Here is a 13,582-nt window from a genome sequence, read left to right as displayed (position 1 = left end):
GTGCTCATGAGAGGTCTCCCAAAAAGAACAATCCCCACTCAGCGTACCGCTTCGTGGGGATCGGGCTGACCATCTCATTAGCCCCCTTCCGCAAGAAAAGGGGGCTTCCTGTAAAACCCGCCGGGACGGGAACGAATGCGCTATCGAGGCAGCGCGTCCTCCACGCCCAGATCCGTCGCCAGCTGCTTCATGCCGTCCCAGATACGCGCATCGAAGGTCAGCGAATCCGCGTTCAGCGCGCGGTTGGCGGCTTCGTACTCGCCGGGATACTGCACCCGGTCCACGCCGGGTTGCGGCGGGCAGGCATGCAGGTAATCGATGAAGGCGCCGACTTCGAGCGAGCGCCAGTCGGTGTTGAAGTCGACCTGCGGGTTCAGCAGGATGGCGAACATGTTGTTGGTGGCCACGCCATTGCGCGGGTGTTCGGGCTGGATGGTGCCGCCGCCCGACAGCACGCCGGCCAGCAGCTCGGCCACCAGGCCCATGGCGTAGCCCTTGTGGCCGCCGAAGGGCAGCAGCGCGCCCGGCGGATCGGCGAACAGCGCGTTCGGATCGGTGGTGGGGTTGCCTTGGGCGTCGATCAGCGATCCCGGCGGCGCCTGCTCGCCCTTGGCCGCCAGCACGCGCGCCTTGTTGACGGCGATGGAGCTGGTGGCCATGTCCACGATGAAGGGCGGCCGCCCGCCGGGCAGCGGCCCGGCGAAGCACAGCGGATTGGTGGTCATGCAGGCCTGGGCGCCGCCGAACGGCGCCACGGTGGGCGCGCGGTTGATCACGTTGGTGAAGGCCAGCAGGATCAGCCCCTGCGCCGCCACCATTTCCCCGTAGTGGCCCATGCGGCCCAGGTGATGGCTGCGGCGCAGCGTCAGGATGCACTGGCCATGCTGCTGCGTGCGCTCGATGGCTTTTTCGATGACCACCTTGCCCACGTGCTGGCCCAGGCCGTTGTGGCCGTCATAGGCCAGCATGGCGCCACGGTCGTTGACCAGCTCGGGCCGGCCGTCGGCCTGCGCCAGCCCGTCGGCCAGCACGCGGCGGTAGTTGGTGAGAATGGACAGGCCGTGGCTGGTGTAGCCGACGCGGTCGGACTCCACCAGGTGATCGGCCACGTCGCGCGCGATGTCTTCCGGCACGCCCTGGGCGGCCAGCACGCGCCGCCCGTATTCCCGTGCCTGTTCAAGCGAGATTTTCATGCGCGCTTCTCCTTACAGCCAGCCCAGCCAGCGCCAGTAGGTCATGCCGAACAGCAGCATCAGCAGGTAGCCGACGATGGTGATGACGATGCCGACCTTGGCGAACTGGCGGGCGTTGAACGTTTCCGTGCCCAGGCACACCATGTTCTGCGGCGCGTTGATGGGCAGGATGAAGCCATAGCTGACCACGAAGCCCAGCAGCATGGTCATGCCCAGGCGGCTGAATTCGCCCGGCAGCGTGGCCAGGACCGAGATCAGGATGGGCAGCATGGCCGAGGTCAGCGCGGTGGCGCTGGCGAAACCCAGGTGGATGACGATCAGGAAGGCCGACAGGATGGCGAAGATCGCCAGCGGTCCGAGGTGGTCCAGGCCGGTGTGCGCGACCACCTGATTGCCCAGCCATTGGCCGGCCTGCGTGGTGAGCAGCGCGGTGCCCAGGCTGATGCCGACGCCGAACACGATCACGGTGCCCCACGGTATGCGCGACTGCACGTCTTTCCAGGTCATCACGCCGAAGCGCGGCAGCATCAGCAGCACCAGGCCGAAGTAGGTGGTGGAGGTGGTGTCGAACTTGTGCAGCTTGCCTTCGGTGGCCCAGAACAACAGCAGCAGCACGGACACGGCCATCAGGCGCTTCTGCGCGCCGGTCATGGGGCCGAGTTCACGCAGCGACTTCTCGACGGCTTCCTTGCCGCCGGCGATGCTGTTGCTTTCCGGCGGCAGCATCTTGAGCACCACGACGACCAGCACGGCCGACATGATCAGCGACCACGGGGCGCCGGCGATCAGCCAGTCGGACCAGGCCACGCGCTGGCCCAGCATCTTTTCCATGAAGCCGACCGTCAGCAGGTTCTGCGCGGCGGCGGTCTGGATGCCGACGTTCCAGATGCTGGTGGCCTGCGCCACGATGATCATGATGCCGGCGGCGATGTTCGAGCGCTTGTCCACGCCGAAGGCCGCGATCACGCCCATCATGATGGGCACCACCGCGGCGCTGCGCGCCGTGGCGCTGGGCACGACCAGGCTCAGCACGATGGTCACGGCGATCGCGCCGATCAGGATGCGGCGCGTGCTGGTGCCGACCTTGGACAGCGTGACCAGCGCGATGCGCCGGTCCAGTCCGGTGAAGGTCATGGCGGCGGCGATGAACAGCGCGCCGGTCACCAGCGCCAGCGCCGAATTGGCGAAGCCTGTCAGCGCCATGCTGATGGCGGCGGAGGTGCCGTACAGCGTCTGCGGATCCTTGATGGTCGGCGCGGTGCCGAGCAGGAAGGCCATCAGCGTCGTGATCATGATGGCGCTGGCTTCGTACGACACGGCTTCGGTGATCCACACGACCACGGCGAAGGCCAGGATGGCCAGCATGCGATGACCGGCGACCGGCAGGTCCGCCGGCAGGGGCATCAGCAGCACTGCGATCAGCGCGACAAAGCCGGCGATGAGTCCGATGGGGATCTTGGTTTTGTTTTGTGGGGCAGGGACGGCGGCTGGCGCGGTCATATCCATCTCCGGTTGAGGTCAAACTGACGACACGCCGCCCCGCGAGCACGGGATGAATCAATTCGGCATGTCGACGCTACAGTATGATCGTGACGGCATTCAGGAAAACCCGTATTGATGTGGGTCAAGCCACTTGGAAATCGCGCTTGTGGGAACCCACCCGCGGCATTATGCTCGTCGGCCCTGAAAAATCGCAAGCCCGGCAATGGGCTGCGCGCATGCGCGGCAAGCCGCGAGCGTCAATCGGCAGGGTGTTTCGCGGACGTTCAGCCCAGCGCCAGGCGCAGCTGTTCGTCCAGGTGCAGCGTGGGCGCGACGCGCCAGCCGCTTTGCGCATAGCGCAGCCAGCGACCCAGCACCAGGTGCGTCAGCAGGCTGGCATGGGCGCTGATGTTGGCCTCGGGCGGCAGGCCGCCGTCGGTCACGGCGGTGCGCAGCGACTGTCGCAGCGAGGCCTCGATGCGGTCGTTGATGTGGTTGATGCGTTCCTGCAGCCGGTTGTCCTCGGTGACCAGCGCGTCGCCGGTCAGCACCCGGGTCATGCCCTTGTTGCGTTCGGAGAAGGTGAGCAGCATGGCCACGGTCTGGCGCGCCTGGGTCACGCCCAGCGGCTCGGCGGCGGCGATCTGGTTGACCAGCGTGAAGATGCTGGTCTCGATGAATTCGATCAGCCCCTCGAACATCTGCGCCTTGCTGGCGAAGTGGCGGTACAGCGCGGCCTCGGATACCGACAGGCGCGCGGCCAGCGCGGCCGTGGTGATGCGGGAGGCGTGCGGCTGCTCCAGCATTTCGGCCAGGGTCTGCAGTATCTGGGTCTTGCGTTCGCCGGGTTTGCTCGCCATGAAAGTGTCTGGTCCACGCAGGCTGACGGAAGGGTGGGGGGTAAGACCCGCCGCTATCCACGCAGGGGACGTCGGCGCAACAGCAAATCACTGACCGAGTTTACCCGCAAGTCGACGTACGACGGCCGTTGCGAGCGGCCGCGTCCGAACGGCGTGCCGGGATGATAGACGTGAACCGTGCGCAGGCCGGCGCGGCGCGCGCCGCGCAGATTGGCCAGCGTGTCCTCGACCAGCACGGTGCGGCGGGGCGACGCGCCCTCGCGCGCCAGCACGTAGCGCAGCAGGGCCGGCGACGGCTTGGGGCGGAACTCGCCGTGCAGGCGCATGTGCTCGATGGCCCAGAGGCTGTCGAACTGGCGCAGGATGCCCAGTCGGCGCAGCACCGCGCGCGCGTACTCGAGCGGCGCGTTGGTCAGCAGCACCTTGCGTCCGGGCAGCTGGCGCAGCTTGTAGGCCAGCGCCTTCTCGGCGCGCACCAGCGGGTTCACGTCGAAGTCATGGCTGCGGTGCAGGAACTCGTGCGGATCCACGCCATGGTGGCGCACCAGGCCGATCATGGTGGCGCCGTAGCGCTTCCAGTACTTGCGGCGCAGGTGGTTGGCCGTGTCGATGTCCACGCCCAGCGTCTCGGCCACGGCCATGGTCATGCCGTGGTCGATGCGCGGGAAGATCGCGTGCGACGTGTCGTGCAGCGTGTTGTCCAGGTCGAACAGCCACAACAGCCCGTCGTCGTGCGCGGCGGTCCTGCGGGACCGCCGCACGCGCACCGCGGGCCGCTGCAATTGGCGCAGGCTTCGCATCAGTTGCCCATGGCGCTACGCACCGTCCAAACTGAGGCTATTCGGCCCCGACAGGGGCTGCGCGGAGCCGGCTTTGCCGGTCCGCAGCAGCGCCCCCTTGAGGGGGAAGCGCGCAGCGCTTGGGGGTGGGAGCATCCTTCCGGTCCGCAGCAGCGCCCCCTTGAGGGGGAGGCGCGCAGCGCTTGGGGGTGGGAGCATCCTTCCGGTCCGCAGCAGCGCCCCCTTGAGGGGGAAGCGCGCAGCGCTTCGGGGGTGGGCATCAATGCGAGCTGATCATCGTGCCGACGCCTTGGTCCGTGAGGATTTCCAGCAGCAGGCAGTGCGGCACGCGGCCGTCGACGATGTGGACCGAGTTCACGCCGTTCTTGGCGGCGTCCAGCGCCGACGAGATCTTGGGCAGCATGCCGCCCGAGATGGTGCCGTCGGCGAACAGCTCGTCGATGGTCTGGGCCGACAGGCTGCGCAGCAGCTTGCCCGCCTTGTCCAGCACGCCCGGGGTGTTGGTCAGCATCAGCAGCTTCTCGGCGCCCAGCACTTCGGCCATCTTGCCGGCGACCACGTCGGCGTTGATGTTGTAGGCGGTGCCGTCCTCGCCATAGCCGATGGGGGAGATGACCGGGATGAACTGGTCGTCCTGCAGCGCCTTGACCACGGCCGGCTCGACCAGCGTGATGTCGCCGACGAAGCCGATATCGATGGGTTCGGCGGGGTTGTCCTTGTTGGCCATCAGCTTCTTCTGGGCCTGGATCAGTCCGCCGTCCTTGCCGGTCAGGCCCACGGCCTTGCCGCCGACTTCGTTGATCATCATGACGATGTCCTGCTGGACCTGACCGCCCAGCACCCATTCGACGACTTCCATGGTCTCGGCGTCGGTGACGCGCATGCCCTGGATGAAGGTGCCCTGCTTGCCGATGCGGCGCAGCGCGTCATCGATCTGCGGACCGCCGCCGTGGACCACCACGGGGTTCAGGCCGACCAGCTTGAGCAGCACCACGTCGTGCGCGAAGCTGCGCTGCAACCGCTCTTCCGTCATGGCGTTGCCGCCGTACTTCACCACGATGGTCTTGCCGTGAAATCGTCGGATGTACGGCAAGGCCTCGGACAGCACGGCGGCTTTGACGGCGGGAGACGAGACGGCAGCAGGGTCGGGGGTGTCGGTCATGGCAGCTAAGTCGGTAAAGAGATGATTGAAAAAGCGTGGGTCATGAGAGGGGAAAGCCTCCGCTTCCGGGGAGGCGGCGGCATGAAAATGCCTGCGCGATAAGGCACGGGAACCGCGCCAGCGCAAGCATACGACGGATTGTAGTACCCGCTGCCGGCTTATATCCAAAACCCATGTTCATATGCCCGACAAATAACCGGCATTCAGGTAAATTGGGGGCGTTTTCACAACGGCGCTGTCCTCCACGAGAGGGCGGACCTCCAACCGGCCGGGCATCAGCCCCCGATTTCCTACCTATAAAAGAGGCAATACATGCGTTTGAACTTCGTCCGGTCGGCCCTGGCGGCCTCGGCTTTCTTCCTGGCGGCCGCAGGCGCCGCCCATGCTGAAAAAATCGTGGTGGGCGCGACCCAGGTGCCGCATGCCGAAATCCTGGAGGTGGTGAAGCCGCAGCTGGCCAAGGAAGGCGTGGAACTGGACATCAAGGTGTTCAGCGACTACGTGCAGCCCAACCTGCAGCTGAACGACAAGCAGCTCGACGCCAACTTCTTCCAGCACAAGCCTTACCTGGAGTCCTTCAACAAGGACCGCAAGGCCACGCTGGTGCCGGTGGCCCTGGTGCACGTCGAGCCCTTCGGCGGTTACTCCAAGAAGATCAAGAACGTCTCCGAACTCAAGGACGGCGCCACGATCGCCATCCCGAACGATCCGTCCAACGGCGGCCGCGCCCTGGTGCTGCTGCAGAAGCAGGGCCTGGTCAAGCTGAAGGATCCGTCCAACATCCTGGCGACCGCCGCCGACGTGATCGAGAACCCCAAGAAGCTGAAGTTCCGCGAGCTGGAAGCCGCGATGCTGCCGCGTTCGCTGGACGACGTGGACCTGGCGCTGATCAACACCAACTACGCGCTGGAAGCTGGCCTGGTCCCGACCAAGGACGCGCTGTTCATCGAAGGCTCCGACTCGCCCTACGCCAACGTGCTGGTGACCCGCGCCGACAACAAGGACGCGCCGGCCATCAAGAAGCTGGTCAACGCGCTGCACACGCCCGAGGTGAAGAAGTTCATCCAGGAAAAGTACAAGGGCGCCGTGGTGCCGGCGTTCTAAGCCGGGCGAGCTTTTCCAGCCAGACAAAAGAAAACCGCTCTTCTGAGCGGTTTTTCTTTGGGCGGGATCAGGATCGAACGCGGTTCAACCCGCGGCCAGCGCCTTTTCCACGGTGGCGTGGAATTCGGCCACGTCGTATTCGCCCAGGTAGCGCTTGATGATGCGGCCCTGCTTGTCGATCAGGAAGGCCGTGGGCGTCAGGCGGATGTCGCCGAAGGCGCGGGCGATGTCGCCCTTGGTGTCCAGCGCCACAGGGAAGGGCAGTTTGCGGGTCTCGGCGAAGTTCAGCACGAAGTTGGGCGGATCGTAGTTCATCGCGACCGCGATGGCTTCGTAGCCCTTGGCCGCGTACTCGTTGTAGGCCGAGATGGTTTCCGGCATCTGCTTGACGCAGGTGACGCAGCTGGTCGCCCAGAACTTCACCAGCACGACCTTGCCGCGCAGGTCCTGCATGGAGAAGGACTTGCCCTCCAGCGTGGTGAATCGCACGTCCGGCGCGGTCTGCGCCGGGCGCAGCAGGAACCAGCCGCCGATGCCGGCGGCCACCAGGAGGGTCAGGGCTAGAAGGGCTTTTTTCATCGCTGGGCCGCGTGGAGTAGAGCGTTACTTGATCGGTATGGCCTGCACGCCGCTGCTGCCGCCGCCGGAGGCGTTGCCGTCGCCCTGGGCGCCGGCGCTGCTTTCGATCGGCGCCTTGGCGTCGGCGGAGGAGCCGGACTGCGAGGACTTGGATCCGCTGCCGGACAGCCGCACGGCTTCCTCGCGGCTGATGGTCTCGAACAGTTTAACAACCTTGGCCACGCCGCCCACGTCGGCCGCCGCGTTGGCGGCGTAGTCGCCCTCGGCCTGGGTCAGCTTGCCCATCAGGTACACCACGCTGTGGTCGGTGGTGACGGCGATGGTGCCCGACGGCACGTACTTGGTGTTGATCAGGGCCGTCTTGACCTTGGAGGTCAGCCAGGTGTCGTTCGAGCGCACGCCCAGCGAGGCGATCGGGCCCACGGTCAGCTGGTTCACCACCTGCTTGACGTTCTCGACGCCGCGGGCCATGGCGGTGGCCTGGTTCTTGGCCTCGTCGGTGGGCACGTCTCCGGTCAGCAGCAGGATGCCGCCATAGGCCATGGCGTTGACCCGCGCGGTCTCGCCCAGCTTCTGGGAAATCTGGTGCTGCGCCTTGAAGGCCATGTTCTGGTCTTCGAGCTGGGTGCCCGACGTGCGGCGGTCGGTCGCGACCACCGCCGTAGTGGCGGCGGCGCCGCCGACGATCAGGGGCGCGCAGGCCGACAGCGACAGGGCGGCGGTCGAGAGCAAGGCGGCGAGCAGCAGCGGGCGGGCCGCGGTCCTGGCGTCAGAAATCATTCGGTGTCTCCTAGCAGAAGAGCGTCAATGCCGTCACAAAGGGCGTGCAGCAGCAAGATGTGGACTTCCTGGATGCGCATCGTGCGATCACTGGGCACGCATAGATGGACGTCCATGGGCGTAATGAGTTCCCCCATGACGCCGCCGCCCTTGCCGGTCAGGGCCAGCACATGCATTTCCCGGGCGCTGGCCGCTTCCATGGCGCGCACCACGTTGGGCGAGTTGCCGCTGGTGGAAATGGCCACCAGCACGTCGCCGGGCTGGCCCAGCGCGTTGACCTGGCGCTCGTAGATCTCGTCGAAGCCGTAGTCGTTGCCGACCGCCGTCATGATCGAGGTGTCGGTATTCAGCGCGATGCCGGCCAGGGGCAGGCGTTCGCGCTCGAAGCGGCCCACCAGTTCGGCGACGAAATGTTGCGCGTCGGCGGCCGAGCCGCCATTGCCGCAAGCCAGAATCCTGCCATTGTTCGCCAGGGCGCCAAACAGCACGTCCACCGCCACCGCCAGCGGTTCGGCCAGCTCGTTCATGCTTTGCTCGAGCGTGGCCGCGGCATCGCGAAAGTGCGACGTCATACGAGAGGTCATATCCATGGGCGCGATTATCTCATGGGGCCGTGACGCCGGCCTGACCAGGCGTAACGGCTTTTCGCCTTGTCGTAACCGGCCTGTCGCCGGGCGCGCCGGACCGTTCAGCCCGCGACCAGGAAGGCATCGCGCAGCCACCGGGGAGCGCCGGATTCGAAGGCGACCACGTCGAAGCGCGCGGCCGGCGGGACGCCGCGCCAGTGGCGGGCGGCCAGGCGCGGCAGCCAGTACGCGGCCGCCTGGGCCAGCCGCCGCTGCTTGGCCGCGCCGATGCTGGCCGCCGCGCCGCCGAAGCGCGCGTCGCGGCGGGCGCGGACCTCGACGAAGACCAGCACCGCGCCGTCGCGCATGGCCAGGTCGATCTCGCCGTGACGGCAGGCCAGGTTGCGCGCCAGCAGGACCAGGCCGCGCGCCTGCAGCAGGCGCAGCGCGGCGTCCTCGTGGGCGTCGCCGACGCGCTGGGTGGGCGAGCGGCGCGGCGCGAGGGCGGCCTTGCGCGCCGTCGCGCTCCGTTTGCGCCGGGCGCGGCGCCGCGCGGCCTGCGCGAGCGCCAGGGCCAGGGGCAGGATCTCGTCGTTCATGCGGGCTCCAGGGCGGAAGGGATGCGCCAGGCGGCTACACTGGCATGGTTTTCCGCCTGAGCTGCCCGCAATGAATCAAAATGTCTCACCCGTCGCCGGCGATGCCTGGAGCCGGGTCGCCGAGAGCGTCGCCGGCCAGCATTGGCCCGCCGCGACGCTGTATGTGGTGGCCACGCCCATCGGCAACCTGGGCGACCTGGGCCTGCGGGCCTGGCATGCCCTGCAGCGCGCGGACGTGATCGCCGCCGAGGACACCCGGGCCAGCCGCAAGCTGCTGGACGCCTGGGGCGTGGGCACGCCACTCATGGCCGCCCATCGGCACAACGAAGCCTCGGCCGCGCAGGCGATCTGCGAGCGCCTGGCCCAGGGCCAGCGCGTGGCGCTGGTGTCCGACGCCGGCGCGCCGGCCGTCAGCGATCCGGGCGCGCGCGTGGTCCGCGCCGTGCGCGAGGCCGGCTACGCGGTGGTGCCGGTGCCTGGCCCCAGCGCGGTCATCGCGGCCTTGATGGGCAGCGGCGTCACATCCGACGAGAATCCCGCCTTCGCCTTCGCCGGTTTCGCGCCGCCCAAGGCGGCCGCGCGCCAGCGCTGGCTGCGCACCTGGTGCGCGCTGCCGGCGCCGGTGGTGATGTTCGAGTCGCCGCACCGGCTGGCCGCCACGCTGGCGGACCTGCTGGAGGTCTGCGGCCCGGCGCGCAAGCTGACCGTGGCGCGCGAGTTGACCAAGCGCTTCGAGGAAATCGCCACCTTCGCGCTGGGCGAGGGCGCGGCCTGGCTGGCCGCCGACCCGCACCGCGAGCAGGGCGAGTTCGTGCTGATCGTGCACGCCGACGAGGCCGCAGAAGACGAGGGCGAGGTCGACGCGCGCGCCGACGCGTTGCTCGACGCCTTGCTGGAAACCCTGTCCGTGCGCGACGCGGCCAAGGTGGCGGCCAAGGTCACGGGCCTGCCCAAGGACGCGCTGTACAGCCGGGCGCTGCGCAAGACGGCCGCCGGCGACGGGCAGTAGGCGGGATAGAGGGAGTCATTGGCATGGTCTATGCAACGGTCGCGTCCGGCAAGCACGGCGACCCCGACGAACAGCTGGTCTACCGGGACATGCCCACGCCGCTGGGCGAGATGCGCCTGGTCGCCAGCGCCAAGGGCCTGCGCGGGGCATGGTTCACCGACCAGGCGCTGCTGCCTTCGTCCGAAGGCTGGCTGCGCGACGAATCGAATCCGATCCTGGAACAGGGACGGCGCGAGCTGGAGGAGTGGTTCGCCAAGGACCGGCGCGCCTTCGACGTGGCGCTGGATCCGGTCGGCACGCCGTTCCAGCATGAAGTCTGGCGCGCGCTGTGCGCGCTGGATTTCGGCGTGCTGACGAGCTATGGCGAATTGGCGCGGACCGTGGGCCGGCCCAAGGGCGCGCAGGCCATCGGCGGCGCGGTGGGCCGAAATCCGCTGATCATCATCATTCCCTGTCACCGCGTGATCGGCAGCGACACCTCGTTGACCGGTTTTGGCGGCGGGCTGCCGCGCAAGCAGGCGCTGTTGGCGCACGAGGGCAATCTGTACGTGAGCCGCAGCCCCAGGGCGCGCCGCGTCTGCGACGGGCAGGCCGAACTGCCCTGGTAGCGCCGGGCGTCGCGTGGCCTGACGGCTTTTTGGGATCGTCGAGGATGGCGGGCGCGACGCGCGCCCGCCGCGCCTACTGCGCGGCGATGCTGGGCAGGATGCCGATGCGGTCCGACACCAGCTGCACGGCGTTCAGCGCGCTCTGGCGGTCGGGGTAGGGGCCGATCTTGACGCGGTACAGGTTGTTGGCCTGCTCCATCATGGCGGGCGGCGCGCCTTCCGCGCCCAGCTGCGCATTGATGCGGCTGACCAGCGTCTGCGCATTGGCCGGCTGGCTGAACGCGCCCACCTGCAGATAGACGTTGCCGATGCCGCCGGCGGGCGCCGGGCGTGCCGGCTGCGGCGTGGCCGGCAGCGCCACCGGCGTCAGCGCGACCGGGGCCGCGGCGACCGGCTCGGCCACCGGCTGCGAGCCCGTGGCGGACGACGGTTGCGGCGGCGGGGCGGCGGGGCCTTGCGAGGCCAGACGCCGGATTTCCTCCGCGCCGATGCTCTCCACCACCACCTGGCCGCTGCCCGGGCCGATGATGCCCAGCTTGTAGGCCGCCACGTAGGACAGGTCCATGATGCGGTCGCTGTGGAAGGGGCCGCGATCGTTGACGCGCACGATCACGGTGCGGCCGTTGACCAGGCTGGTCACCCGGGCGTAGCTGGGCACCGGCAGCGTGGTGTGGGCCGCCGTCATGGCGTACATGTCGTAGGGCTCGCCGATCGACGTGGAGTTGCCGTGGAATTTCTTGCCGTACCAGGACGCGATGCCCTGCTTGCGATAGGGCTGGCCGGTGGTGTCGGGCACGTAGCGCTGGCCGAACACCACGTAGGGCCGGTTCGCGCCGCTGGCGTAGGGCTCGATGCGCGGCACCGCGTCGGGCACCTGGTCCAGGTTTGACGGCGGATTCGCGTCGGGACCGTCGTCCTTGTAATAGCCACCGCCCTTTTTTCGTCCCCCGGTGGAAGAGCAGCCGGCCACGGCGATGGCCAGCAGCAACATCATGATCAGGTGGAGCGGGCGGTTCAGGGTCATGCGGACTCGTCCGGAAGCTGGTTGCGGTGGCGCACGAGCAGCGGGTCGTGGTCGGCGAAGCGCTTGGCCAGTTGTTCGACCACGTAGACCGAGCGGTGCTGGCCGCCGGTACAGCCGATGGCCACGGTCAGGTAGTTGCGCGTGTCCTGCGTGTATTGCGGCAGCCAGCGCTGGATGAAGCCGGCGATGTCATCGACCATCTGGCCGACCTGGTCGAAGCCGGCCAGCCATTGGGCCACGGGCTCGTCGCGGCCCGTCAGCGGGCGCAGGTCGCGGTCGTAATAGGGGTTGGGCAGGCAGCGCACGTCGAACACCAGGTCGGCGTCCCTTGGCACGCCGCGCTTGTAGGCGAAGGACTCGAACGTCAGCACCAGCGGCGCCACGTCGGCCTGGATCAGGTCGCGGATCCAGGCGCGCAGCTGGCCGGGCGTCAGGTCCGATGTGTCGATCACGTGTTCCTGCTCGCGCAGCGGCGCCAGCAGCTCGCGTTCCTCGGCGATGCACTCGGCCAGCGACGGCGCGGTGCCGCCGCGCTTGAGGCGGTCGGTAAGAGGGTGGCGGCGGCGCGACTCGGAGTAGCGCTGCACCAGCGTGATGGTGCTGGCATCCAGGAAGATCACGCGCAGGCTGGTGCCCATGGCGCGCAGCGCGGTGACCACGTCGGGCAGTTCGGCCAGTTCGCCGGGCGAGCGCACGTCGATGGCGACCGCCACGCGCTCCAGGCCGCTGTCGCGGGCGTTGGCGATGAACTCGGCCAGGAACCGCACCGGCAGGTTGTCGACGCAGGTATAGCTGGCGTCTTCGAGCATCCGCAGGGCCACGGACTTGCCGGAGCCGGAAATGCCGGTGACGAGGACGACTTTCAACATGGACATGATTTTGGCATGCTTTTCGAGGGCGATGCCGGCGCAATGGCATCTGCTATGGCCGTAAACTCGGAATCTGCGCCTGTACCCCGACTGATCCCGTGGCGTAAGCTCCGGGGCAGGATACCCGATCGATTCATTCACGTGCCCCGCCGGCAGGCGTCCCCGGGGTTGGAACTCGACCTAGATGTTAGCCTTCATTTCTTCCTGTAGTGTGGCATCACCGCGGTTCTGGGTAAAAACATGCCTGTCGGCGGCCGCCGCTGTTGGTTTGGCCGCAGCGTTGGGCACCGCGCCAGCGGCGGCGCAGGGGCCGGTCCTGAAGCCGGACACCATGGCCGCGCGCGTCGCCGCCTGTACCGCCTGCCACGGCGAGCAGGGCCGCGCCGGGTCCGATGGCTACTATCCGCGCCTGGCCGGCAAGCCCCAGGAATACCTCTACCACCAGCTGCTGAACTTCCGCGACGACCGGCGGCAGTACCGGCCCATGTCGCATCTGCTGGCCGGCCTGCCCGACGACTACCTGCGCGAGATCGCGGCCTATTTCGCCGACCAGCACGTGCCGTATCCGGCGGCGGTGCGCCCCGAGGTTTCCACCGCGATCCTGGAGGCAGGCCGCAAGCTTGCCCAGGACGGCGACGCCGCTCGCGGCCTGCCGGCATGCGCCGCCTGCCATGGCGCCGCGCTGGGCGGGCTATTGCCGGGCGTGCCCGGCCTGCTGGGCCTGCCGCGCGACTACATCGGCGCCCAGATCGGCAGCTGGAAGAACGGGCTGCGGCGCGCGGCCGAGCCCGACTGCATGGCGGACGTGGCCGCCAAGCTGACGCCGGCGGACATCAGTGCGCTGGCGGCCTGGCTGTCGTCGCGGCCGGTGCCCGCGTCCTACGCCGCCGAACCGGCGGATTCGCTCAAGCTGCCCGCCGAGTGCGGCAGCCAGGCGCGGCGTTGAG

At 68.3% G+C, this 13,582-nt stretch carries 15 protein-coding genes; 4 read left to right on the top strand and 11 right to left on the bottom strand.

The features are described 5' to 3' along the window. Nucleotides 1–140: 140 nt before the first annotated feature. The 5 genes from AC6LJ5_RS19885 to argB all read right to left on the bottom strand — a co-directional run bounded on the left by AC6LJ5_RS19885 (nucleotide 141) and on the right by argB (nucleotide 5,497). A complete protein-coding gene (locus AC6LJ5_RS19885; protein ID WP_498141380.1) occupies nucleotides 141–1,193 on the bottom strand; it encodes an Ldh family oxidoreductase in 1,053 nt (350 codons plus the stop codon). A gap of 12 nt (nucleotides 1,194–1,205) precedes the next feature. Next, entirely contained in the window at nucleotides 1,206–2,693 is a 1,488-nt protein-coding gene (locus tag AC6LJ5_RS19880) for a DASS family sodium-coupled anion symporter (protein ID WP_103271503.1), read from the bottom strand. 266 nt (nucleotides 2,694–2,959) lie between these two features. Beyond that, nucleotides 2,960–3,535, bottom strand: a complete 576-nt coding sequence (slmA, locus tag AC6LJ5_RS19875) for a nucleoid occlusion factor SlmA (protein WP_103271502.1) — start codon at nucleotides 3,533–3,535, stop codon at nucleotides 2,960–2,962. A 53-nt stretch (nucleotides 3,536–3,588) separates the two neighbouring features. Then, on the bottom strand, nucleotides 3,589–4,335 hold the full coding sequence (locus AC6LJ5_RS19870) for a pyrimidine 5'-nucleotidase (RefSeq protein WP_103271501.1): 747 nt from the start codon (nucleotides 4,333–4,335) through the stop codon (nucleotides 3,589–3,591). Between the two features lie 259 nt (nucleotides 4,336–4,594). After that, on the bottom strand, nucleotides 4,595–5,497 hold the full coding sequence (argB, locus tag AC6LJ5_RS19865; protein WP_006216311.1) for an acetylglutamate kinase: 903 nt from the start codon (nucleotides 5,495–5,497) through the stop codon (nucleotides 4,595–4,597). Between the two features lie 312 nt (nucleotides 5,498–5,809). Here argB and AC6LJ5_RS19860 point away from each other — a divergent pair, with 312 nt between their 5' ends. Beyond that, nucleotides 5,810–6,601, top strand: a complete 792-nt coding sequence (locus AC6LJ5_RS19860) for a MetQ/NlpA family ABC transporter substrate-binding protein (protein WP_103271500.1) — start codon at nucleotides 5,810–5,812, stop codon at nucleotides 6,599–6,601. An 84-nt stretch (nucleotides 6,602–6,685) separates the two neighbouring features. Here the strand turns inward: AC6LJ5_RS19860 and AC6LJ5_RS19855 are convergent, their stop codons facing one another. The 4 genes from AC6LJ5_RS19855 to AC6LJ5_RS19840 form a co-directional block, all read right to left on the bottom strand. After that, nucleotides 6,686–7,180, bottom strand: coding sequence for a peroxiredoxin family protein (locus tag AC6LJ5_RS19855; protein WP_103271499.1), 495 nt, complete (start codon nucleotides 7,178–7,180; stop codon nucleotides 6,686–6,688). A 24-nt stretch (nucleotides 7,181–7,204) separates the two neighbouring features. Next, nucleotides 7,205–7,960, bottom strand: a complete 756-nt coding sequence (locus AC6LJ5_RS19850) for a BON domain-containing protein (protein WP_392411226.1) — start codon at nucleotides 7,958–7,960, stop codon at nucleotides 7,205–7,207. After that, on the bottom strand, nucleotides 7,957–8,550 hold the full coding sequence (locus AC6LJ5_RS19845; RefSeq protein ID WP_199770942.1) for a phosphoheptose isomerase: 594 nt from the start codon (nucleotides 8,548–8,550) through the stop codon (nucleotides 7,957–7,959). The genes AC6LJ5_RS19850 and AC6LJ5_RS19845 overlap by 4 nt, the downstream gene beginning before the upstream one ends. Nucleotides 8,551–8,648: 98 nt before the next feature. Beyond that, nucleotides 8,649–9,125, bottom strand: a complete 477-nt coding sequence (locus AC6LJ5_RS19840) for a YraN family protein (RefSeq protein WP_498141379.1) — start codon at nucleotides 9,123–9,125, stop codon at nucleotides 8,649–8,651. A 70-nt stretch (nucleotides 9,126–9,195) separates the two neighbouring features. On the opposite strand from AC6LJ5_RS19840, the gene rsmI reads away from it, so the two are divergent. Both rsmI and AC6LJ5_RS19830 read left to right on the top strand, forming a co-directional pair. Further along, nucleotides 9,196–10,134, top strand: coding sequence for a 16S rRNA (cytidine(1402)-2'-O)-methyltransferase (rsmI, locus tag AC6LJ5_RS19835; RefSeq protein ID WP_498141378.1), 939 nt, complete (start codon nucleotides 9,196–9,198; stop codon nucleotides 10,132–10,134). Nucleotides 10,135–10,157: 23 nt separating this feature from the next. After that, complete coding sequence (locus AC6LJ5_RS19830) at nucleotides 10,158–10,742, top strand: methylated-DNA--[protein]-cysteine S-methyltransferase (protein WP_498141377.1); 585 nt, start codon at nucleotides 10,158–10,160, stop codon at nucleotides 10,740–10,742. Between the two features lie 73 nt (nucleotides 10,743–10,815). On the opposite strand, the gene AC6LJ5_RS19825 is transcribed toward AC6LJ5_RS19830, so the two are convergent. Further along, nucleotides 10,816–11,766 carry a septal ring lytic transglycosylase RlpA family protein gene (locus AC6LJ5_RS19825; protein WP_498141376.1) on the bottom strand — a complete coding sequence of 317 codons (951 nt, stop codon included), beginning with the start codon at nucleotides 11,764–11,766 and terminating at the stop codon, nucleotides 10,816–10,818. Beyond that, a complete protein-coding gene (rapZ, locus tag AC6LJ5_RS19820) occupies nucleotides 11,763–12,635 on the bottom strand; it encodes an RNase adapter RapZ (protein ID WP_498141381.1) in 873 nt (290 codons plus the stop codon). The genes AC6LJ5_RS19825 and rapZ overlap by 4 nt, the downstream gene beginning before the upstream one ends. 184 nt (nucleotides 12,636–12,819) lie before the next feature. Here rapZ and AC6LJ5_RS19815 point away from each other — a divergent pair, with 184 nt between their 5' ends. Then, nucleotides 12,820–13,581, top strand: coding sequence for a c-type cytochrome (locus AC6LJ5_RS19815; RefSeq protein ID WP_498141375.1), 762 nt, complete (start codon nucleotides 12,820–12,822; stop codon nucleotides 13,579–13,581). Nucleotide 13,582: the final 1 nt, after the last annotated feature.

Source organism: Achromobacter sp. 1011791174, assembly GCF_059760925.1.
Note: the sequence above shows the minus strand (reverse complement) of the source record. Positions and strands in the feature narration are given on the sequence as shown.